The sequence below is a fragment of the Paenibacillus oryziterrae genome (assembly GCF_042610485.1).
GTDB lineage: Bacteria > Bacillota > Bacilli > Paenibacillales > Paenibacillaceae > Paenibacillus_AQ.
On the sequence record NZ_JBGJZO010000002.1, the window covers coordinates 363,014 to 386,845 of the forward strand.

The window sequence follows — 23,832 nt, forward strand, 5'->3', positions numbered from 1 at the left end:
CACCTCTGTCAGAAAATACGGTAGTTGGCAAACCGGGCGGCCAGACCATAGGAAGCGGCAATCAGCACAAAGCTTACGACCGATTTGAGCAGACCTACCGCTGTTGCCAGTCCATATTGGATTTCAAGCAATCCTGAACGGTATACATAAGTATCAATGATATCTCCCGATTCATAGACAATCGGATTATATAAGTTGAGAATTTGCTCAAAACCCGCATTAAGCACATTTCCGAGGCTTAAGGTCGCTAACAGAATAACCGTTGTCATTAAACCTGGAATCGTAATATTGGTTAACCGTTGAAATCTGTTCGCTCCATCAATGGCGGCGGCTTCATACAGATTGGTATTGATTGAAGTGAGCGCAGCGATGTAGATAATCGTATTGAATCCGAATTCCTTCCATACATCACTCGACACGATAATAATGCGAAACCAATGATTGCTCTGGAGGAACATAATCGGATCGCCGCCGAACCACCCGATCATCTGATTGACAATGCCGTCCAGACTGAGCAGGTTAATCAAAACGCCTGAAAGGATGACCCAGGACATAAAATGGGGCAGATACACAATGGTTTGAACGGTCCGCTTGAATTTAACGTTCGCCACTTCATGAAACAGCAGCGCAAATATAAAGGGAACGGTCAATCCGGCAATGATTTTCATCAACGCAATGGTTAAGGTGTTCCCCAGAATCAGCCTGCTGTCCGGCAGGCTGAACATGTACTTGAAATTCTCCCATCCCACCCATTCAGAGTGAAATACACCAAGCGTTGGTTGAAAATCCTGAAAGGCAATTACAATCCCAAACATGGGAATCACACTAAATGCTACAAGCAACAATATGCCGGGCAGCAGCATAATGTGGTAATTCCAGATGAAGGCTCTGTTTCTCATGGTGTCTCAACTGCTTCAGCTACCTCTTTGGTGATTTCATCTCCTCCGATACTTTTCCATGTCTTGACGAATTTGTCGAATTCCTCAAGGGGAGAAGTACCGGTGATGATTTTCAAAAAGGTCTCATTTTCGAGTTTTTCTAAATTGGCTCCCTTTTTAAGCATGGCATCGGTCTTGCCGTAGAAGACAGGCTCCACTTTCACAATTTCTTTCGCTCCGGTGACGGAGGCCGCAGTATAGAATGCAAGCGAATCTGCGTAAGCGGGAATATCCTTTTTCGGATTTTCATTATTTTTCAGTACAGCCTTGACTCTGGGCAGGATGCGGGCAGGCAGACCGTCCAGAGTCTTTTCCTGAATCGCCTTCTCATAAATCGGAACATCGCGTGCCAGGGAATCTTGATAATCCAGCTGCAGATTCAACGGATAATTAAGCCAGCCCACACCTAAATCCTTATATAGCTCCTGCGCCACCGGATCAATCAGGCGGATGCCTTCATACTCCACACTGAGCATTTTCAAGGCAGCTTCCGGATGCTCTGCCTTTTTATTCACCACAAGGAAGGTTCCGGACGGCGTTGAAGGCACGATATTCCGTTTGCCTGCCTCGTCCAGCGGCACCGCCAGCGGCACCCAGTCCGCTTCCGGATTTGCTTTCACCGCATCAGACAAAGCCCAGCCTCCGAACCAGGGGGCAAACAGGATGCCTGCCCGGCCGCCAGACACCAGCCCGGCATTGTCCTCAAATTTACGGGTCAAAAATTCTTTGTCGATCAACCCGTTCGCATACATATCTCTCAGTTCAGCGAGTGCCTGCTTCGTCTCTGAAGTGGTGGAACCGTAAATGATGTTTCCGCTCTCATCCTTGAACCAGCTCTTCGGATAGGCGTGATGGATATTAAAGATCGGATCGAAGGTGAAGAACCCGCCGTCTGCGACCACCGTTTTATCGCCAAGAAGACCAACGGTATCCGCTTTCCCGTTTCCGTCAGGGTCCTGCTCCTTGAACGCTTTAATAACGTTCTTTACCTCATCCATGGTACGGGGCAGCTCAAGCTTCAGGGTGTTCAGCCAATCCTGGCGTATCCACAGGAGCTGGAAACTACCGTCAATGTTGGTGTTGGGCAGCGCCATCAGCTTGCCGTCGATTTTCCCGGTATTCAGCACCCGGTCTCCCGTATAGGAGCTGTAATAATCTTTAATCAGTTGAGATGCATATTGATCATATATATCGGTCAGATCGGCAAGCATACCCGCTTTCGCCATTCTCTTGAACTGCTGTTCATCCACAACTAGAATGTCAGGCAGCGAATTACTCGAAATCGCCAGGGTGACCTTCTGATTGTAGGCGTCCAGGTCCTCCACCGAGAAATCGTATTTCACTTTTACGTTCAGGCGATCCTCGACATATTTCAGATAGCTGTTATTTTCAAGCGTATCTCCTGCCGGCAGATTGTTCCCTGATACCCCCTGTCTCCCCAGAGAAACCGTAATGGGTTCTTCATATTTGCTGAAAGGTCCATCCTTCTCCGCACCGGTGCCGGCTGCTTCATTGCCTCCGGCATTCGTGGATTCATTGCCAGAGGGCGCAGAATTCTCCTCCTTTTGACTGCTGCCGCAGGCCGCCAGCAATACCAGCACCATAACCATGGACAGCATCAAAGCCATAACACGAAATTTGACTAATCTCATAGATGCCCCTCCCGAACTTTTTTATAAAACGCTTTCACGCTTACAGTTAAATTGTAAATTAGCCTGGAATGAAGTGAAATCATAATTTTTTTGGATTCGCGTCAAATAATTTGGAACAACAAGCAGACCCGTAGACCCGTTAACACTATGCATGCAAAATAACCCCATAAAGTGGGGCTTCAGCTTCGATGATTACTCATGAAATCATGATCCTATTCGTCCAGCATTTCACGGTATTTCTGCGGACTGATTCCGTAATATTTCTTGAAGGTCAGGCAGAAGTAGGAGGAGCTCCAATAGCCGACATTTTCAGCAATATCGACGATTTTCATATTGGTGTTGCCCAGTAAATACTGTGCCTGCTCCAGACGCTGCAGGGTTATGAATTTGATTAGGCTTTGTCCGGTTTCTTTCTTGAACAAATGGCTCAGGTAGGTCGGATTTAGCGATACCCGCCCTGCGATGACTTCCAAACTGATATCATCCCTGAAATCCTTCTCCACAATTCTGATGACTTGCTGCACAATATGGCGTTTGCTTTCATCGGGAGCGCCGTTGTCCGGTTCAATCTCAGAGAGTGCCTGCAGCAGCACTTCCTTCACATCTTGAATGGAATCACTCTTAAAAATACGCTCCACCGTTTGCTGAAAATCTGCTTTCTGCCTGCGGCCCGATTGATCAAACGCATTTCTCACCAGATCCGAACACAGATACTTGATGTATATCGCGGAGGAACTTCCGTTTCGGCTCAAGTGGCTGAACAGAAGCTCAATGCTTCTTGAAGCGCCCGCATATTCCCCGTGATTAATAAATTGGTTGATATCCGCAATCAGAATCTCGGCACTGACATTATCCGGAACACGGCCCGCAAGGTCATCTCCGGCAAACAGAACCACCGTATCCTCAAAAAAGAATTTATAGTCCAAGGTTTGCTCAATCTGCCCGTAGCATGCTGAAATTTCATGCCAATCGGAGACCACGGGGCCGTATACAATGCAGCAATGCCGGTACCACTGTTCCGATATCCGCTCCGCCAGTCTTTCGCTCATTTCCCGGATCTCTTCCTGGCCGCCGCTGACCGGGCACGAGACAATAAGCACGCTTTGATATTCATTCAAATTCAGCACTTCATATTCACCGGCCGCGAGTTGTTGCACTGTTTGCTCAAAAGCCTCGTAATTGCGGTCAAAGAAACGCTCTTTGAGATCAATCAGCATTAGCGCAGCCGGCCCCCCTCCAAACGGCAGCTCAGCAACATTGCTGATGACAGTAACCCCGTTCAGCAAATCGATCAGCCACTTTTCCTTCTCATACTCCAAGCCCTTTTGATACCCCTGCATAATTTCGGCAGTGCGGAGCTGCTGTGTTGCCTTATGCGCGCATTTCTGCATCACGCCGGACATCACCCCGGCGAACTCATCCATATCAATCGGCTTCAGCAGGTAACTGGAGGCATTGGTGTACAAGGCTCGGCGGGCATAGTCAAATTCCCCGTAGGCACTGTAAATAATGATTTCCAGGGATGGCTGCACCAGGCTTGCCTGCTCCGCTAGCTCCAGTCCGCCCATAAAAGGCATTTTGATATCTGTGAGCAAGATGTCCACCGGGTTCAGGTGAAGATACTCCAGCGCCTTCTCCCCATTCTCTGCTTCTATTACCCGCAGATCGTATTTCATTTCGGCTATCAGCCCTCTGATGCCATCACGTTCAATTTTCTCATCATCCACAATTAATATGGTAAACATAGAGTTCCCTCCTGATCTCTGATAGAATCAAAAGCAAACGTTTTCTATTCGTTGAAGCCTACTTGATGAGGAGGTCCCGCCATGCGTCAAGCGTACCGAAAAGCCAATGCACTTCTCAATCAGCATATCTCAAATATCAGTGACGGACAAACCTCATTTCATATTCATTACTGGGGCTTCATGCCGAATCATTATAATAATCCTCTCCACCGCCATTCTTTCTTTGAAATCTGCTATGTCCAACAAGGCACAGGCTCTTACCAGGATGACAGTGCTGTCTACCCCCTGGAGCCGGGAGCCCTGTTCTGTTCACGTCCAGGCATCTGGCATCAGATCCGCAGCGAGCAGGGGCTCGTTCTGTTCTTCATCGCCTTTGAAATCGACGAATCCCGCACCTCCGCGGCTCACCGCAAGCCGTTTCAGGATATCACCGTCAGGGGACAAGTCATTGCCGAGCAAGACAATGCCGCGCTCTCTGCCCGAATCTGGCGAACCCTCTTCAACCTTGCCGAAAGCGAGGCAACGGTGTCCAGGCTGCCGATGAACCATCTGGTGCTTGCTCTGCTGCATTCTTTCCCGCAGGCGTTCTCCCCGAAATCCAATCCGCAGGCCGGAGCCATGGAGGAAGATAGCGGAGAGCACCGCCATTTCGAGCGGGCCAAGCTTTACATCCGCGACAACTTATCCTCCCCGCTGCAAATGGCCCAGGTTGCCCGGGAACTGGATATTTCCCCACGCCACCTGTCGAGAATTTTTCAGATCCGCCTGGGCCAGACTTTTGTCCATTATATTCAGGAACGAAGAATCCAACAAGCCAAGGATTTGCTGCTGCACACCGATTTCCCCATTAAAGACATCGCCGAGCGCTGTGGCTTCGATTCTGTGCACTATTTTACCCGCGTGTTCACCAAACAGCTCGGTGTCTCCCCCGCCCGGTTCCGCAGATTGCAGTTTGCGGACGGAAGACAAAACCTGTAGCCACATCGCCAAATGTCCGGATTGTACAAAAAATCAGACACGGTTTTCAAAGAAAATTCCTGCCGTACTCCTTACAATGGTTGTAATCCCTTAGAAGGAGTGTGTCCCCAAATGTTTGAGAAACGACCCGTCAACCTCGTACGTAGCCCTGTTCCTGTTCTTCAGGATGACGTACACTCGTCTGAGCCTCTTCCAGTGCTCTGGGAAGGCTATTCTCCGATTGCCGCCTCCCTGCTTCAACTCGCCAGTGAGAAGGGAGCAGGCAGGATTTATGTTGCTTTTGATGGCACTCACGGTGCCCCGTTTCAAACCGTTCTGCAGAAAACAGTGTATGTGCTCGAACAAGAAGGCCATTCGGTGTCCCTCATCGGTTCCGGCAGCTATCTCAAGACGGGTGAGGAGCTGCGGAAGCATTTTGCTTCCAATATTACAGATAACCGGGTCTTTGGCTATTTTACAGACGGAAGCATTGAGGACTATTTCCGGACCGGGGCCAGGGAAGAAGCCGCCCGAAGGCTGGATGAAGCGGAACCGGGGGCCGATTCGGTTACATTCTGTATTGCTTTTGGTCCGGGGGCTTACTGGCTTGGAGCGGGACGCTTCGATACTTCCTATTTTCTTGATGTCTCCCGTGAATATCAGCAAGTCGGCCACCGGCAGGAGCTGCTCAATTTCGGCCTCAACTGGAACCGGGATGCCGTGGAGAAATATAAAATCGCCCTGTTCGTGGAATGGCCGATTCTGGAAACGTACCGCAAACAAACATTGGATGAAATGGACTATTATATTGACCTGAATCAGCCGAAACAGCCGGTCATGGCTGCCGTGCCGGCCTTACGCCATATGATTTCGGACATTGCTAAGTCGCCGCTGCGGGTGAAGCCTTTTTATGCACCGGGGGTATGGGGCGGGCAGTTCCTCAAAAAACTGGCCGATCTGCCGGAAGATTGGATCAACTGTGCCTGGAGCTTTGAGCCGATTGCCCCGGAGAATTCAATCATTGTGGGGTATGAGGGCAAGCAAATGGAGATCCCCTTTCTGCTGGTGATGCAGAATGAGTACGCCGCGATCTTGGGAGAACGTCTGACGGACTTGTTCGGAGATTATTTCCCGATCCGCTTTAACTATCTGGACACGATGGACGGAGACAACTTATCCTGCCAGGTCCATCCCACCCAGGACTATATCCGCAGCCGTTTCAATGAATTCATGGCCCAGCAGGAATCCTATTACATCATGGAGCAGCAGGGAGATTCCGGAGTATATCTGGGGCTTACGGAAGCCTGCACACCGGAGCAGTTCCGCCAAGATGTGCTCCAGGCCCAGCAGACGGGCATCCCGCTTACGCTGACCGATTATGTGAACCGTTATGAATCCCGGAAGGGCGATCTGTTCCTGATCCCTCCCGGAACGGTTCATTCTTCGGGGAAAGACAATCTGGTGCTGGAGGTTTCTTCAACCACATGGTGGTTCACCTTTAAAATCTATGACTTTCTGCGCAAGGACCTGGATGGCAAACCCCGGCCGATCAACATTGACTTTGCCTTCGATAATATTGACTTCACCAAAAAGACTGCCTGGGTTGAAGATCAGCTTATGCCTTCGCCGGTGCTTCTGCACAAGCAGGGGGAGAATGAAGAATATGTCCTGGGACAACGCGGAGATTTGCTGTTCTATGTCCACCGTCTTCACCTGCGGGATCAATGGCGCGACCATACACAAGGCGAAATGACCATGTATAATCTGGTTGAAGGAGAGGCGGTGCGGATTGTCTCTGCTGCAGACGAGGCGGTGTTTGTTGAATTGCACTACGCAGAATCGTATATTCTCCCGGCTGTGCTTGGAGAATATACAATCTTCAATCTGGGTTCCGGTCCCTGCAAGCTGATCAAGGCCGGTGTCTCCAAAGCATGGGATGTGAGTTTCCTTGAGCCGTAATATCGTACTCGCGCTGGATGTGGGCGGAACCTTTATTAAGACATGCGTGCTGGAGGACGGCCTTCCGCTGCCAGCCAGTGAAATGGAGTTCCCCGCCCTTGCCGATCGGGATCAGGAAACCGTTCTAGACCATTTTGTATCCATATTCCAGATTCAGTACGACCTGTATCAGCACCTGCGCCGGGACCCTGGATTGGAATGCCGCTATCAGATCGGTATGGCTTTTCCCGGCCCCTTTGATTACAGGCAGGGCATTTGCCTCATTAGGGGGCTAGGCAAATTCGAGGCGATTTACGGGCTGAATCTGCTCCAAGCCTTTCGCGAACGCTGGCCCGCAAGCAGCTCCGTGGAGACCCGCCCGCTGCCTGACATGAATATTCGCTTTCAGAACGACGCCCGCCTGTTTGCGCTTGGAGTCAGCACCGACTTCCCCCGGGAGCGGTTCATAGCCTTGACGCTCGGAACCGGCCTGGGCTCTGCCTTCATCGACGGCTCCCGGATCATGGAATCTGGACCGGGCATCCCGCCAGACGGCTGGCTGTATGACCAGCCTTATCTTGACGGCAGAGCGGATGATCTTATCTCCAGAAGAGGTATTCTGAAGCTGGCCCGTGAAGCCGGTATTCTGGAGACGGACATGGATGTGAAAGAGCTTGCCCGTGAAGCCAGACAGGGAAACACTTCCGCGCACGAGGTGTTCGCCGAATTCGGAACCCGGCTCGGGGATATGCTCCATCCTTATGTGGGCGTCTACCGGCCGGAATTTATCATGCTGGGTGGACAAATCTCCAAAAGCTATGACCTGTTCGGGCCTGCCTTGCTGGCTCACTTGCGGATGCATTCTTCCCCCTCCTTGTCAGTCCGTACTGCGGAACATGTGCTTGCCTATACCTTTCGCGGCATTGCCCGGATGTTCAGCCACGATTAGATGATATTTCCTATACCAAAACAAGCGAACGGCTGCCCGTTCGCTTGTTTTGGTATAGGTGGGGAGAAACGAATGTCCCGCAGACCGATTCAATTATTAATGCCTACGGAGACCCTTCTCTAAACTTGGCAGGAGTGACCCCATAAAAATTACGAAAGGTTTGGATAAAGTAGGTCGAACTTCTGTATCCCAGCTTCTTATATATTTCAACGATCTTCATATTTGTCGTAGTCAGCAGCTCAACGGCTTTTTCCATTCTCACCTGTGTAATGTACCGGATAAGACTTTGGCCTGTTTCCTTCTTGAATAAATAACTTAGATAACTGGGGGTTAAATAGACTTGCTCCGCGATGCCTTCCAAAGAGAGATCTTGATCGTATTCTTCTGTGATTAAATCTTTAATGGTCCGAATTAGCCTGAGATTGGAATCATTCTTCCTGTTGACTCCTTTACCGGTTTCAATAATTGAAAGAATCGTAAACATAGTATTCTTCAAATCTTGAAGAGAAACGGTCCTATAAATTTTGTCCAAGTACTGGTTTATTTCCATAAACTCATGTTTTTTCTCTCTCGTTACCACCTTTTTCATGATTTCCGAACAAATAAATTTGGTATACAGGGAGGAGAATTGTCCTTTTGTTTTCAGGTAGGAAAACAGCAGCTCTATACTGTATTCCGCTCCTGTCAGATCATTGTATTCCAGACATTGGTATACCTTATCCAGTATCGGATTCAATTCGATTTCCTCAAATCTCGCTTGCTCAAAGGGTTCATCGGCAAACAGGATGGTATAATCATCCATAAAAAATTTGAATTCAAGCATTTGCTCCATCTCACAATAAGCATCATATAAGAATTCCGGTTGATTTACCGCTTTCCCAATGACAAGGCCAACCTCCATGTGTAAACGTTCGGCTGTGCTTCGAATAATCTTGTCTCCCAGTCCCCGCAGAGTTTCTTTATGGATGGAACTAGGATACTTGACGAAAACCATACTTTGATGCTCATTTAAGTTCACATAATCGAATTCATAGCTAATGTTATCGTTTAACAACCTAATAAATTCATCATTGTGAATATCAAAAAATTTTCTGCCGCAATCGACAAGAATCATATGTAGCCAATGCTTGTTATTGGCATATTGGAGCAATTCCGGGGACATCATCAATACATCCGTATTAAATTTCACTCCGTTTAATGAATCCAGCAGCATTTTTTCCTTTTCATACACAAGCCCCCGGTTATAACCCTCCACCAATTGTTCGTTTCGCAACTTCTTTACTTCTTTGTCTTCACAGGCTTTGATCGCCTGTTTAACCACACTGAGAAACTCTGTGATTTGGATCGGTTTGAGCAAATAATTCGATATGTTGGTACGTAATGCTCTTCTCGCATATTCAAACTCATGGTAAGCACTGAAAATGATCATTTCAATGTCCAGGCCAATCTCACTAACCTTCTCCGACAACTCCAGACCGTCCATAAAGGGCATCTTGATATCCGTAATCAGAATATCTATCTTTTGCTTCTCAAGGATCTCCAGCGCAATCTCGCCATTCTCCGCCAGGATCGTTTCAAGCCCCAGATTGTGTTCCTGTATTAAATGCTGAATGCCTTCTCTCTCAATGCGTTCATCATCCACAATCAGAATACGATACACCTACGCATCCACCTCTCCTTTTTACAAAAGAGTAATTTATAGCGTGAAGGATATACATTCTTATACTTTAACAAAAAAAGGGCTTCTCTATGAAAGATATAGCCCTTCTTATGCTAACCGTATTTTATATGGTTCTAAATGCAATCGTACCTGCATTGACACTATGGCACGACTGAATGGCTTTCTCTAACGTATCCGCAGCGCTTCCCCATTGCAGCATATACCGGAATTCGTAGAATCCCCCCAATGTTGCCTTGAAGTTTGTCTCCCAATAATTGGTCAGCACCCATGCATACAACGACTTATTGCCGTTCTCTTCTTGTTGGCCATGAACGAGCCTCGGACCGTATTCCAAAGGTCCCGTTTGCATCAGAGGCGTATCCGGAGTCGCGATGGACAGTCCACCTTGAGGAGAAATGATCGCAAGCCCTTCCTGAATACAATAGAAATCCGTACAGGTACCCGGCACCTGATCGATTCCGGGCCTTATGGCAGCCCCTGCCTTCTCAAACCAAAGTTCACCGCTGTCGGTTACATTAAAAGGGAGCGCGACATATACATTTTCAGGATCCCACACACTATCCTTGTGTATGCGAACGGATACATCGACTCTCTTCTGATCTTTGAACACTTTCAAGAACAACGAATAATGACTCATCCCTTGAACCTGATATTTCAATTCAATGATGCCATAAATCGGGCCATTCGTTATTTCCTTCACGCCTGAGAGGATACCGACAGAACGCTGAACATTCATGCCTTTGCGGTTCCTGCCCATGATTCTTCTCACAGTCATTTGATCGTTTTCGTCGCCGCAAGTCACTTCATATACCGGAGTAAATGCTCCGTAAGCCTGACGAGGATCGATTAATTCCTTACCCGTTTCTTTGTCTATCCAGGAGATGACGCCTTCTCCAGCTTTCCAAGCAATACGTACGTAACGCGATTCAATGTCATTTTCCGTGATTAATAGCTGGTGTGTCTCTTCCTGTGCAGGGGGGAAGATATCCCGTATATCATGAATACGGTCGGCTCCCCGCAAGCGGGTGCTGCTTGTCGTCACAGGGACTGTCTTCAAGGCTTCACGAATAATGAACCGCTTCTCTTCTTTGGCTTCCAGCTTGATCATGATCGCAATTTGGTAGCCTCTGCTGACCTTCTCCTGCTGATGGTTGACCACTTCTCCGCTTAGTTCATCGACAACCTCAAAACCCTTCCTGAAATAATCCGCTTCCCACTGCTCCTCCAGATAGAAGTGAGCCAAATCCTCTACGGGATAATCAAAGGAATTGATCACTTTGTACGTGAACGCCCTGTCTGCCCTCAACAGCGCATCGCCCCGCCCCTTCAGAACCTCATCCAAAGAGACATGAACCAGTCTGCTGGCATTTGCTGCATACGCCTCTTTTCGGACAGCAAGCTCCTGCACCATGATGTGCCATGGTTCCGATATGGACGAGTGATATCCCCAAGTATGCTCGGCATACATCATCAATTGTTGCTCTGCTTGCGCAATATGGCCCGAATCTACAATCTTGCGCTCCGAGTCCAGCCTCTTGACAACTCCCAAGGTACGTTGGGCATTTCTGAAAATCTGTGTATGCATTGCGGTTGAAGCAACCCCATCAGACCACCAATCCGGCCAGTCCCCTCTATATACAGGAATCTCTGCTTCCTGCTGCCTCAATAGATCAAAGTAACGGTTTAGTGTTGTCATTTCAATCTCAACGTTATCCCCGTGCTTATGATTCCATTCCTTGATAAAGCTCATAATTCTGGGATTTGGAGCCGAATTATCCCTTAGCAGCCCCATTACATTCACCAATACAAAATCGTATGGATATTGCTCCTTCTCCAACTGATCCAGATACCGGGAGATTCTGGTTTCCGCAAGTTTCCAGTGATCTTTAGAGATGCCCCATACCGGGTCTTCGTCTTTTATGGTATAGGACAGCGCTCCATCCGGATTGATACCAAGATCATTACCCATCATGTAATGCTCACCGCTCCATACTAACAAGCGATTTCCTTTTGGTGTTTCCCAATAAAATGGAAATTGCTTGCGCCCTATCGCAAACATTCCATGATGGGTATGGATACAGGACAGCAAATTTTCAACTCCAGCATCTGCCAATGCCTGTGCGTAGCCCCAGCTGTATCCATTAATATCTGCGGTCATTGCCGATTTCACCTGAAGCCCCAGCGACTGAGCGAATTTCCCTGCCCGTGCAAGCATACTGCCAAGAAGCTCGAAATTGATCAATTCCGTCATATTTAAGTAGGTACCCGATAACTCAATATCCCCTCGTCGGAGCGCTGCTTCAAAGTGTTCCTTCTCCTCTTCCGATGCTTCTTCCAGAAACTTCTCAACGGCCCAGAAGGTTTCGCAAGTCCATTTAAAACCCGACCATTCTTTACGGGCCTCCGTATGAGAAGCCTCGCATATAGCAATAGCTTGCCGAATAAAGTCCACGTGATATTGTTCTATTTTCTCTTGTCTCTCGGTGTAACCAATATCCGTATGGGAATGATGAATAACATATATTTTCCACTTCTTCTTGTTGTTCATTTTTTTATTCTCCATTCAATATGGCATGTATTTTTACATTTTTATTATATCTACCAGGCTAAATCGAAAGATATAATACTTTTTTTTGAAACATGTCAGATTTTTGTGGCGTGGGTCAAAGGCAACCCCCATACTTCAAACTCGAAAATACGCGCCTGAAAATCATTCTGGGCGGGATAAGTAATATATAATCTGATATACCTATAGATACAGCGCTCTACCTCATGCGTAGTTAAGATGGACTCATTATTGTTGACGGTCTCTATCCGTTCCCATTTTTCTTTATTGTTGCTCCCCTGGATCTCAAAATCCATTGTGATATAACCGGGGGCATTTGAATGCCTGATCACAAATTTCAGAATAGCTCTGGGCTCCAGAAGATCCAGCATCAACCAATGGATGGGCTTGGACTTGTCTGAATGCCAGGAATCCGTCATCCAATTCTCCCACCTGCCATTCACGACATGGGTTGCTTTACATACTGTTTCCTGATCAGGGCTATACTCACTATCCGCCGATACCTCAGCTCCAGGTGCATAGTTAACTAAAGATTGTGCGGTATTGCTAAGAATTTGCTCCTTAAGGTGCTCCGAGTTATGTAAGATCAGTTTATCCAGTAGAGAGAATAGTTTCGTGTCCAGTTGTCTAATCTCTTCTTTAAGCTGAAGGATTCTATTAGGCTGCATAAGCTTCCGTCTCAAAGTATCCGCATGGAAATTTGAGATTAGATGGTACCTGAATTTAACATATTCATCTCTAAACTCACAAAAGCGCTGCCGCCATTCTTCATGTGAGGATAAAAAAGGAAAAGCTTGTTCAAATATATCAAACATAATTAAAGCCGAACCATGAAAGCTTCTGCGCATGACTTCAAATTCAACCGCAACCGCATTTGCATCTTTAAGCCCCTCCATAAGAGAGACATTATCATTAAAACGATCAACGGCTTCGACTAAATTATTGGTACGATTCTTATGGCACTCCACAAAATCTTCAACCAGATCCAGATAGCTGTGATAGCTCGATGAGCCTATTTTCTCTATGCTGAACAGCTTGTTATAACAATAATTCCTGATTTCCTTAAAAGAAGCATTGGATTTACTCCAAATATCCGCTACTAACTCCTCGGTCAGCTGGAGCTTAAAAAAAGGCTCTCCCTTCATCACATTCAGGGTTACTTCTTTGTTCAGCTGATTTTCTCTGATCACGAAAATCCTTCTTGCTGAATCATATTCCGTGATTAAAAAGGCATGATCATCAATGACCGTATCGTATGAGCTCAAAAAAAACAGATACTTGTAGTTAGCAATCATCACCACCGGGCACTGCTGATCAATGTTCATTTTAATCGCAGACATAAGATCAGCAGCAACCGAAACCTCATTTACCTTAAGGGTTAATCCCAGCTTGTTAAGAATATTGCGTCTGGAGGCAGCCCAGTCACCTCCCTCTACATCTCCCCAGTTCATCATGACAGCATACAAAAATGTGTAATAGAAATAGTTCTCATACTGATGAAAGCCCGCTGCACCCGCAATGGGTAAATCCACACAATTGGAATGCATAGTCCGGTATCCCTCTGTGTAATAGTCCATTTCCAGTGCCACTAACATACAATGTCTTGTGAATCAATGTATTCTTTCCACTTCTTAAGGCTGTATAATTTATCTATATCCAAAAATTCCGGAGTAACCTCAATTGAAAAATGCTCTTCCAAGACAACAACAAATTGAATAAACAGCAAAGAATCCATGCCATAACTTCGCAAATCTGCTTCTTCGCTTGCATTCTTCAGATTAGGAGCACTGTCAGACAATTGAACGAGTAGATTACGAATCTCTTGTTCTCTGTTATTCCGTCCGAGCCCTTGAAAATGCTTGTTTCTGGCAATCTCATAGATCGCATTCATGGTTGCAATTCTTTCAAAGGATTCTGATAAGGGGATATTGTCTCTTTCACCCCGAATCACTTCAGCGAAAAATTGAAGCTGGTTGACATAATAATTCTGCGGGGAGTAGACAAGTTTCTCTGTCGTTCCCTCTTCTATATTTTCAATCTGGATGACGATCTTATAATCTCCATAGCAAGGCTTAAAAAAGCCGCTGATCCTTACATTTGCCTTCTCAAACTCCAGCCAGTGAGTGGCATTGTTAGGCATTTCAAATGAACCCAAGAACTCCACCTCGACACCATCCTCATATTGCAGCGTCGCATTAAATGTCCAGTCGCATTGATTGATACCTGAAAATGTCGAGAACCCATCCATTACTTGTGGCTTTAAACCAATTGCCTTCTGGATAAACTGCAGCCAGTAAGAGCATTCGTCTATGAAGCAGCCTCCGCCATACTCCGGTTTGAACCGGTAATTATCCTCACTATAGTTGCTCTGCAGAATTTCAAATGAGATTCGGGTTCTGATTTTTTTAAGTTTGCCGTATTTTTCAGTTGCAATCATGTTCGTTATATCCTGCTGCCACGAATGATGCTGTACCATAAGCGCTTCAAGGACATGCACACCCTTTTCGTTCGCTCTTTCATTGATCAATACAACCTCATCTGCATGTAAAGCCATCGGCTTTTCAATTAAGACATGCTTATGGGCCTCAATTGCCTTTAAAGTCCATTCTTTGTGCTGAAAATTGGATAACGGAATATAGACAACATCAATGTCCACCGACTCCAGCAATTGATCATAGCTTTCAAAAACATGCGGGATATGATGCTTTAGCGCATAGGCTTTGGATCTGTCCAGATCGCGTGAGGCTACAGCATAAGTTACAAATTGATCAAGCTCCTTAGTGGGAGTAATGATAGAGAAAGGAGCTATGGTGGAGCAGCCCAAAATTCCAATATTAAATTTCTTATGAGTATTCATATCCTTACCTCCCGTTATACCGGATTTTCAACCACCTGAGCTGTTATAATTACGAATAGCCTTTGACCAGATCCATCTCGTGATCCCCATAAATAGGACCGGGGACAGTAGGGCCCAGAAGAAGAGGTTCGGATGTAACCGATCCAGAACGAATAACGGTGAAAAGTTAGTAATCAATAAAACAGGGATAACAAACACCCCTATACGCTTAATCCATCTGGAGTAAATAGTCATTGGCATGTTATTAATCTCGAAGAGCCCGTTGGAGATGTCATTTATAGCGGAGATTTGGATAAACCAGAACGATAATAATTGCGGAATCAGGAACAACGTGTAGGTCATGAACAGCCCCATGACTATAAAAAAGATAAAACCGCCTACTGAAATAAAATCCACCGGAATTCCCAGTCTGCTCCATCCCACTACAACCATAGCCACTCCACCGAGTACATTCGGAATCGCCAAACCAAAGTCGGCATTCCGTAAAGTCATCATAAATTGGAGGGAAATCGGCTTCGTTAGTAAAATATCAAGTGACCCGGTTCTCACATGTTCCGGAATCTGCACGAAGTTTATGGCAAACAGTCCCCAATACAACCCCGTCATTAAGGTGTAGGTCCCAATAAATAGCAGTATCGCATCTGTCGGCACGCCATCCATCGTTATTCCTGCCTCATAGACAATAATCACATACAGGAATTTTGCGAATAAATACGAGGTTTCCACCAGCAGACCCATCAAGAAGTTAACCCTATACTCCATTTGCGACATCAGGGAATTTTTGATGAATAAGGTGTATATGAAACCGTACTTTTTGAGTGATTTGAGCATCGGGTTCACTTTAACCACCTACTGCAATATATTTCTTGATTGCCACTTTCCAAATATAGCTCGTAATCATCATAATAAGTCCAATCCATATTAGCTGAAGCTCTATGACATGCAGCACTTGAGTCATGGTAAGCTTGCCATTGATGACATTAACGGGCATATAAATCGTGTACTTGAAGGGCAAGTAATCAAATACCGCAAGCCATTTCCTCCCAAAGATATCGAGCGGGAAGATCCCCCCGCTAAAAATCTGAATCAGTAAAGCTGTAATATGAAAAAGGTAAGAGACATCGGTTAACCAGAAGGCAATCGCACTGACCGAAAAGGAAATCATAAAATTAAGGACGACCGCCAAAATAAGCACAACACTAAAAACCAGTATGCGTGATACACCGATTGGAGCTTTGAGGTAATAAACCATAAATAGCACAACACTCAGCAGAATTATTAACGTAATGGCAAAAGAGAGAACTTTCCCGCCAAGATAAACACATATTTTATAAGGGAAATAACCGATCGGTCTTACCAGAAATTTATTGAGACCCCCGCTTTTTATATCATGATTAATATCATATTCCAGACCCGTAGCAACCAATCGCGAAACAAGTGCAGCTACAATCGTGTAGACAATCATCTGGTGGTAGGTATAGCCATACAAGTTGACATTTGATGCATGCCTATAAACAGCCTTCCACAAATAAAGCTGAATGAAAATCGGGAAAAAGAGACTTGCAAAACCCATAAAAAAATTAAAGCGGTATTCCATGGAATTCTGCATTCCAAGTGAAAAGCTGACTGCAAATTTATTATTCATTCGCAAGATCCGCCTTTTCATATAAACGTGCTATGGCTTCTTCCAGGGGAATGTCTTCTATATTCAGATCGATTACTGGAAAGTGATCCATGGCCATTCTTGAATAGTCTTTAAACTTCCCGCGCTCCACTTCCAAAATGACATCATATCCGTTGTATTCTTTAATAGTGCCCATAGCTGCTAAATCTTGCTGATGGACGATTGTCGAGAACGTCATCTTCATTAGCTTTTTCTCATTCATAACTTCATTGATTTTGCGGATCTCCCCGTCATAAACCAACTTGCCTTGATTGATAACAATGGTTCGCTTACACAGGTCTTCAATATCCTTCATATAGTGGCTCGTGAGCAATATGGTTGTGCGGAATTCATTATTGTAATGCTTGAGAAACTCGCGGATATTTTTCTGTGAAATGAGATCCAGGCCAATGGTGGGCTCATCCAGAAAAATAATCCTTGGTTTATGCAATAAAGCAGCGATCAGCTCCATCTTCATTCTTTCACCTAATGACAGCCTTCTCACCTGCACATGCAGCAGGTGTTTAACATCCATCAGCGTAACTAATTCTTCAAGTGTATCCTTATAATTTCGGTCCCCAATTTCATAAATACATTTGTTTAAATGCAGGGAATCACTTGCCGGCAGATCTAACCACAGTTGGTTTTTTTGTCCCATTACAATAGAAAATTGCTTTTTAAAGTCATTCTTTCTTTCCCAAGGCGTGTACCCCAGCACTTCCGCACTGCCGTTTGTCGGATACAATATGCCGGAGAGCATTTTTAAGGTTGTTGTTTTCCCTGCTCCGTTCGGACCCAGAAAGGCAACAATCTCGCCTTCATTAATATCAAACGATACCTTTTTCACGGCATCCTTGGTTAATTTTTCTCTGTGGAATAAATTCTTGACGGAATTTCTAATTCCCGTTTCTTTTTTATAGTAATCAAAGGATTTACTCAAGTTATCCACATGAATGACCATACATGCATCCCTACTTTGTAATGGTTATAAATTTTATGAGCGGGCTATATGTCTGGATATGATCCGGCTGCAGACAAAATATGTTCTGCGCCTTTAACTCCTCTGCTGTATCAAGCTCAACAAGCTTACCTGCGACCATTTGAAAAATATGATACTGATATTTATTTAAAAATCGAAATAAATCACTAACAGAATTCCCGAATCGTAAAGCCAGATATTCCGTCGCTTCTATCATTAGCATAGGCTTCTCTTTGTGCTGCAAGTATTGCTCAAATCCTATTAATGCTTTTAATTCTCCGCCTTCAATATCGATTTTAATCAGGTCAATATGGTTGATATTATACTTGTGAATGTACGTATCCAAAGTCTGAACCTGGCAGTGGTAGGTTTCATGCTGCAAGGCCGGGTCAATGATTAACGCTGCATCCTCAGACCCGCTTTTTACAGGAAGATAGATTTCAGCTTCTCCATCATAGTCCGAAAGCGCAAGCTGATTGATAACCACATTCTTCAGTTTGTTTAATTTGATGTTCTTATCCAATTCAGAAAATGTAGGGCTTACGGGTTCAAAGCTATGCACTCTGCCCTTCTGCCCCACCGCTTGTGCGAATAACGTGGAATACCACCCATAATTCGCCCCAATATCAAACACTTCAAACCCTTTCCGGAGGAACACAGATAATAACCGGCTTTCATCGCGCTCCACAAATCCATCCCTCATAAGAAAACCAAGACTGTTTAAGTGCTGGATATCCCAATAAAATCGCCTTCCATCCGTAAGCCTGATCCGGGTTTCCTCTTTATGAATTTCAATCTGCTCCACCTGCTCTTTAAGCGCCCTTCTAAGCAATTTAACTGCATCTACCCTTTTTCCCCAAAATAACCGCTCTATTTGCTCACGCCTTGTCTCTTCAGGATTGTTCTGTTGCTTCGACTCCGTTTCACCCAGCATCATCGTCCTCCTTTGGCATAGGAATTTAAATAAGCGAGCTCATCGTCCGCAATTTGCTTCAGATGATTCACGGTAGCCACTACCCCTCTGTCCAAGCTTATTGTCATCTTCATAAAGCTCACTTCAGCCATTCTCCAGGCTGAGCTTAGGTGAACATAATCCGCCAGGCTGCAGGTGCCAAAATGCCTTAACCGCGATAAAGCAATCGTTCGGATGCAGCCAAACTGTTTTTTAAAGACAGGGTTATTCACTAAATCAGCCGTATCCCTATAAGCTCCAAAATCCATGATCCGTTCTGTAATTTGGGCAAAGGTGCTTGTAAGAATATCAGGATAGGGCTTTTCAGTTAAGTATGGCTGGACAGAGGATAAGTCAGGACTTAGATTCAAGGGCAGCCCAATTTCCATAATGGGTTCGCTAAATGTACGCCAGGCTTGATCAACGGCAGTAATGTCAGCCAGTATGCTTATTTTGAAATAAGGATCGATCATCATCAGGCTCTGATCCGTTACCGCTTCAGCAAGCACATAATGCAGCAGATGGCCTTGACCGTAATATTCCTTCATGTAGGATAAATAATAGGCATCCACTGGCAGCAAATACATCCGTCCATTGACTACCTGGTCTAAACGACAATGATTCAATCCAACTCCATAAGCGCGCCGGATAAAGTTAAATAGTTCATTCACTGGCACCGTACCGTCAAACAAATCAAATCTTGCGTAATAATGAATGGAGAAATTATACCTGTAAAGCGGATTCGGATCGGCACGATGCACCGACAGCCAGAATGTAATCGCATTCAACAAACAATCGTAGGGGCCCAGAGGAACCACCCAATTCATAAGTTCGCAGCTCACAGTGGAACTCTTCGTTATTTCCTCCATCCCTATTTCCCGTGAAGATACAGCAGAATACATTTAGAACATACCGGCATCAACCCGCATTGCAGGGTTCTTCTGACTTTCGCAAAATTCTCGCCGTCCCATATATCCTTAAGATCCTGGTCCGCCAAATTCCCTAATGAGAACTCCGGAAATAATTTGCAGGCACTGACTTCCCCATCAGCCAGAACATCCAGTCTGGTGCGAATAGACAAGCATTGCGTTTTATTCTGGGCGGGTTGTTCTGAACCCAATACAAAGCTTCTGACTTCATCCATTTCAAGCGCGGGCTGATAACGTGTTCTTAACTTCCAGGTTCTTTGGTTAATCCTCTCCATTTGCTCAAGCAGCGGATCAATCATTTCGGGCGAGATTTTATATTTAAACGAATGCCAGCTATTGCGGTGCCCTTCCTCCAGATCATCCGCCAGCCACTTGAAATGTTCGTTGAAATAGCGGTCCATATTATTGGAAACCTCGTCTGGTAAATACCACGGGAATGTAATATAAACCGAGTCAATTCCCTTATTCTCAAAAAACTCAACAAAATCATACAGCTTATCGACCATAACATCGCTAATAGTCAGATGAATGGAAATTTTCCCTTTGTAAATCCCCTCCTTCTCCAGCTCAAGCAGCTTATCAATACCCGCCATAACCTTCTTAAATGTGCCCTTTCCTCTGATCGCATCGTTTTCCTTCTCGAAGCCTTCCAGACTGATCAAACAAACCAGACTTTTGGACATTTTGATTATCGAATCCAGCTTATCAATAATTTGGATTCCGTTTGTGCATAGAACCGTCCATCTAGGGTCCTTTTCCAGAAGATCGGCCAATTCATTAAAACGGCTGTAGTAAAGAGGCTCCCCTCCCCAAAGAAACATATTGGCGTTCGTTTCTTTGGTTTGTCGGAATACTTTTTCAATAACAGCAAAATCGAGTTCTTCTCTTTGCTCTGCTTTGCCTAAATCCCGATGATAGCCTTCAGAGTTCCATTCGAAACAATGCTTACAGCGCAGATTACAGCCATTGGTTAATTTAAGTCCAACCTCGACAGGAAGATTCGTAGAATACGTAGGGTTGATGTGAACCTGTTTATGCGTGACTGACATATGTTTAATCGTTTTCTTTAACCGCTCAAATGAATCCCGATCCAAAAGTACGGATGTTTGCGGCTGTTTCATGAAAACACCTCCCGTAATTTAACACCTGATTCTGATAGCTTTTTAAGTTCTCACTAAATGCCTCCAAAATCTCGAGCGGACAGCCGAGCTTCATCCATTTCTCATACCCGATTCCAAACCCAAGCTGCTCCCACAGCTCGGCGTTTTTCGCTTCATGTTCACCAAGGGGCTCCAGGAATATAATCGGCGTGAAGGATTCCAGCGAATCCAGCAAAGTTCCTCCGCCTGGTTTACTTATAATGGCTTTCGAATTGCAGATCACCTTATAGAATGTATGCTTTTCCTGAGCATCTCCGATCACGCACCCGTTAATGACTTCGCCGAATGGCGGCAGGCTGTATTCATTTTCCTCATTTTTCATCCAAGGCGACCAGCCTGGTTCTACCATATAGTAACGGTGGCTTGTTCCATAAGCTTCATAATCCATCAAATCATGAATGACGATGTTTAATTCCAGCGATTTATTCAGCTCTGCTGCTTTCTCTTTATAAGTCCCCATTCCCCATCCGCCGCCATGAATGACGAACCTGTTCTCACGTTGCTTATAGTCCTTAGGTGCAGCATTATCTATAGAAATACTGTAATTAACCCGTTGTGCCGCCCCGTCAAAAAACCAAACATCGTTAACAGTAAACCAGTCATTCCGAATATTGTGGTAGAACATTTTCCACGACGGGGAAATAGCTGCATCCATATGGATCAGCTCCACGTGGACATCCTTGTGATAATTCTTCGCATACTCCTCTACTATAGGAATCCAAAACCCCGAAAAAATAATAAAAACTCTCCGGTTTTCTTCAGCCCAATTTAATAAAAGCCGAGTTACAAGGTGAGGATCCAGATTCGGTGTAATATCCTTGATCATTCTATGACCCAGTTTGGCAACTTCAAACCTGGCAGAAAACACCTTCTTGTTTTCGGTTAATTTCTGTCTTTTCTCTGGTGGATAAAGACTTTCCAGCACTTCCAAATCGGTTGTATATACACGGCTTATCTCTTCACGCAATAATACCGCGGGCGTATATACACCTAAAGCGACAGATGAGCATAAAATTGTAATCAATTTGTCAGCTCCCTCGTTTTACGATAAATATTAGTTATAAATCTTAATAGCTACAGACTTCAAGACGTCTTTCACCCGATTGATTAAGGTAAACGCTTCACTAAAACTGGAGGAATACGGAGCAGCTAAATAAAGCTTGCCTTTCTTCAAATCAGCATCCGCGAATGCTGTATCATTGGTGCCGAAAAACGTGTTTGAACTCAGCGGAATAACTCCCTGTTTATTGTCAGGAGTAAACAACAATTCATTGGCTCTTAACATTTCGAGAATCTGCAGCATGGTCACTTCAGCTGAATAACCTGCTGAGATAAATGTTAAAAAACTGGACAACGAATACTGTTGTAAATAGTTATTTAAATGATGATTAATAAGCCCCATTGATTTTCTGGCATTAATTTCAACTATAGGTATAATCTCATGGCTGGTCAGAAGCATAGAATCTATACACACATCTCCGTAATAGCCTCTTTCAAATAAGTCTTTGCAAGCTTCTTCCATGATGCTAAAGTAATTATTTCTCCAGAGACCCTCCATAAACCAGGTATCGGCAGGATAGGAGCCTAAATAGGAGAATGAGTCGTTTACCATTTTTTGAACAGAGATCAATTCCACTTCTCCATGCTCGGTTATAAACAGCTGACAAGAGAAATCCTCCGCTTTATCTAAAAGGGGTTCAATAATTAACCGTGTTTCTCTTCCTGTATTCTCTTGTTCTTTCAAGTATGCTGCAATTCTCTTCAACATTCTCTCGCTCGAAATCAACATGTTTCCTTTGCCTGAGACACCGAATAGGTCCTTCACAAGCAGATGTCCAGTCTGCAATAGCTCTAAACCAAGGGTCAGCAGCTCATCTGAACGTTCAGCTATACAGGAAATATTGCGTATACCTAATCTTTTTCTTAATTCATGAGAATACATCTTTGAATTCACTTCTTTAACTGTTTTTAAGGAGGGACAATGATTATAAAAACTGAACCTGCGCACTAACTCACTGGTATCAGAAAGGATAGAATAAGGAGAGATCAACGCATCTTTAGGGAATAGCTGCTTATAGTAGCTTTCATCAGAAATGAGAAGTTCAAACACATGCAGGTTGTAGTCATCACTATGAACATGATTTCTGCAATGAACATTTGTAAATGTATATCCGAGCAGCCATAAATAGCTTCTAAGATGTTCATCCATGGGATGCCGGGTGAACAGGATGTCATGCTCCTTACATAACGGAAATAATAACTCATCCATTCCCATAGTAATCGATTGGCTTCTGTTGTTATTCATAGCAGGAAGAAAGGATACCTCTGGACTACGCCACCACGCTTCTGAATCAAAAGTGCCTAAATAAAGGGTTGGTCTCATCAATGGAAGCCCCTTAAAAAGCAGTTTGCGTTGCTGTGATAAAGCCCATAAAATCTCCAATCGATTTAAAATCCTCATATGCAAAATGATCAAAATCAAACTCAATTTCAAATTCGTCTTCAATCCGAAGAATAAAATTAATCATTTGTAATGAATCCAGACCTACGTCATTCACAATGTCGGTGGTTTCAGTGGCTGTGAGCAACAGTTCAGGATTGTTCTTAATTTCACTCAAGATCCGCACAATTTTATCCTGCATATCGCAATTCCCCTCGCATGATGAATTTTAATAAACAGAATCCCTCTGTTAATTGGTTTCACCCTCCTTAAAGGAATTCCTTACCAGTTATCATACAACCTCTTAGTTCCGCCCTCTAACTCACATTTTTATGATATGTATAAGATTTTTATTGGATTGATTAGGAATAAAAAAAGAACAACCCCCTACCCGGCGGGCTGTTCCCGTTCTATGACTTTGCAAAA

The 23,832-nt window shown here is 44.8% G+C and carries 19 protein-coding genes; 3 read left to right on the forward strand and 16 right to left on the reverse strand.

The window, feature by feature from the left end:
• Positions 1 to 8 precede the first annotated feature (8 nt).
• The 3 genes from ACAN55_RS04020 to ACAN55_RS04030 all read right to left on the reverse strand — a co-directional run bounded on the left by ACAN55_RS04020 (position 9) and on the right by ACAN55_RS04030 (position 4,335).
• Positions 9 to 899, reverse strand: coding sequence for an ABC transporter permease (locus tag ACAN55_RS04020; protein WP_379128416.1), 891 nt, complete (start codon positions 897 to 899; stop codon positions 9 to 11).
• Complete coding sequence (locus ACAN55_RS04025; RefSeq protein ID WP_379128418.1) at positions 896 to 2,590, reverse strand: extracellular solute-binding protein; 1,695 nt, start codon at positions 2,588 to 2,590, stop codon at positions 896 to 898. The genes ACAN55_RS04020 and ACAN55_RS04025 overlap by 4 nt, the downstream gene beginning before the upstream one ends.
• 212 nt (positions 2,591 to 2,802) lie before the next feature.
• Positions 2,803 to 4,335, reverse strand: a complete 1,533-nt coding sequence (locus ACAN55_RS04030) for a response regulator transcription factor (RefSeq protein WP_379128421.1) — start codon at positions 4,333 to 4,335, stop codon at positions 2,803 to 2,805.
• A gap of 81 nt (positions 4,336 to 4,416) precedes the next feature.
• On the opposite strand from ACAN55_RS04030, the gene ACAN55_RS04035 reads away from it, so the two are divergent.
• The 3 genes from ACAN55_RS04035 (at position 4,417) to ACAN55_RS04045 (ending at position 8,179) form a co-directional block, all read left to right on the forward strand.
• Positions 4,417 to 5,313 carry an AraC family transcriptional regulator gene (locus tag ACAN55_RS04035; protein WP_379128423.1) on the forward strand — a complete coding sequence of 299 codons (897 nt, stop codon included), beginning with the start codon at positions 4,417 to 4,419 and terminating at the stop codon, positions 5,311 to 5,313.
• Between the two features lie 111 nt (positions 5,314 to 5,424).
• Positions 5,425 to 7,251: a class I mannose-6-phosphate isomerase gene (locus ACAN55_RS04040; RefSeq protein ID WP_379128426.1), complete on the forward strand. Its 1,827-nt coding sequence runs from the start codon at positions 5,425 to 5,427 to the stop codon at positions 7,249 to 7,251.
• The gene (locus tag ACAN55_RS04045) at positions 7,241 to 8,179 is read left to right on the forward strand and encodes an ROK family protein (RefSeq protein ID WP_379128429.1); all 939 of its coding nucleotides are present in this window, start codon (positions 7,241 to 7,243) and stop codon (positions 8,177 to 8,179) included. Before ACAN55_RS04040 ends, ACAN55_RS04045 begins: the two co-directional genes overlap by 11 nt.
• Before the next feature lie 103 nt (positions 8,180 to 8,282).
• Here the strand turns inward: ACAN55_RS04045 and ACAN55_RS04050 are convergent, their stop codons facing one another.
• From ACAN55_RS04050 to ACAN55_RS04110, 13 genes are all read right to left on the reverse strand, one after another.
• Entirely contained in the window at positions 8,283 to 9,839 is a 1,557-nt protein-coding gene (locus ACAN55_RS04050) for a response regulator transcription factor (protein WP_379128432.1), read from the reverse strand.
• Between the two features lie 124 nt (positions 9,840 to 9,963).
• Entirely contained in the window at positions 9,964 to 12,408 is a 2,445-nt protein-coding gene (locus ACAN55_RS04055) for a glycoside hydrolase family 38 N-terminal domain-containing protein (protein WP_379128434.1), read from the reverse strand.
• Between the two features lie 95 nt (positions 12,409 to 12,503).
• The gene (locus tag ACAN55_RS04060) at positions 12,504 to 14,015 is read right to left on the reverse strand and encodes a discoidin domain-containing protein (RefSeq protein ID WP_379128437.1); all 1,512 of its coding nucleotides are present in this window, start codon (positions 14,013 to 14,015) and stop codon (positions 12,504 to 12,506) included.
• Positions 14,015 to 15,283 carry a Gfo/Idh/MocA family oxidoreductase gene (locus ACAN55_RS04065; protein WP_379128440.1) on the reverse strand — a complete coding sequence of 423 codons (1,269 nt, stop codon included), beginning with the start codon at positions 15,281 to 15,283 and terminating at the stop codon, positions 14,015 to 14,017. Before ACAN55_RS04065 ends, ACAN55_RS04060 begins: the two co-directional genes overlap by 1 nt.
• Before the next feature lie 27 nt (positions 15,284 to 15,310).
• Positions 15,311 to 16,114 carry an ABC transporter permease gene (locus tag ACAN55_RS04070; protein WP_379128715.1) on the reverse strand — a complete coding sequence of 268 codons (804 nt, stop codon included), beginning with the start codon at positions 16,112 to 16,114 and terminating at the stop codon, positions 15,311 to 15,313.
• A 10-nt stretch (positions 16,115 to 16,124) separates the two neighbouring features.
• The gene (locus ACAN55_RS04075; RefSeq protein ID WP_379128442.1) at positions 16,125 to 16,928 is read right to left on the reverse strand and encodes an ABC transporter permease; all 804 of its coding nucleotides are present in this window, start codon (positions 16,926 to 16,928) and stop codon (positions 16,125 to 16,127) included.
• On the reverse strand, positions 16,921 to 17,907 hold the full coding sequence (locus ACAN55_RS04080; protein ID WP_379128445.1) for an ABC transporter ATP-binding protein: 987 nt from the start codon (positions 17,905 to 17,907) through the stop codon (positions 16,921 to 16,923). Before ACAN55_RS04080 ends, ACAN55_RS04075 begins: the two co-directional genes overlap by 8 nt.
• Before the next feature lie 10 nt (positions 17,908 to 17,917).
• Positions 17,918 to 18,859: an FkbM family methyltransferase gene (locus ACAN55_RS04085; protein WP_379128447.1), complete on the reverse strand. Its 942-nt coding sequence runs from the start codon at positions 18,857 to 18,859 to the stop codon at positions 17,918 to 17,920.
• Positions 18,859 to 19,704: a hypothetical protein gene (locus ACAN55_RS04090; protein ID WP_379128449.1), complete on the reverse strand. Its 846-nt coding sequence runs from the start codon at positions 19,702 to 19,704 to the stop codon at positions 18,859 to 18,861. Before ACAN55_RS04090 ends, ACAN55_RS04085 begins: the two co-directional genes overlap by 1 nt.
• Positions 19,705 to 19,748: 44 nt before the next feature.
• Entirely contained in the window at positions 19,749 to 20,927 is a 1,179-nt protein-coding gene (locus ACAN55_RS04095) for a radical SAM protein (protein WP_379128452.1), read from the reverse strand.
• On the reverse strand, positions 20,881 to 21,990 hold the full coding sequence (locus tag ACAN55_RS04100) for a hypothetical protein (RefSeq protein ID WP_379128455.1): 1,110 nt from the start codon (positions 21,988 to 21,990) through the stop codon (positions 20,881 to 20,883). The genes ACAN55_RS04095 and ACAN55_RS04100 overlap by 47 nt, the downstream gene beginning before the upstream one ends.
• A gap of 30 nt (positions 21,991 to 22,020) precedes the next feature.
• Positions 22,021 to 23,409 (reverse strand): ATP-grasp domain-containing protein, encoded by a 1,389-nt coding sequence (locus tag ACAN55_RS04105; protein WP_379128458.1) that lies wholly within the window; start codon positions 23,407 to 23,409, stop codon positions 22,021 to 22,023.
• Positions 23,363 to 23,593 (reverse strand): acyl carrier protein, encoded by a 231-nt coding sequence (locus tag ACAN55_RS04110; RefSeq protein WP_379128717.1) that lies wholly within the window; start codon positions 23,591 to 23,593, stop codon positions 23,363 to 23,365. The genes ACAN55_RS04105 and ACAN55_RS04110 overlap by 47 nt, the downstream gene beginning before the upstream one ends.
• Positions 23,594 to 23,832: the final 239 nt, after the last annotated feature.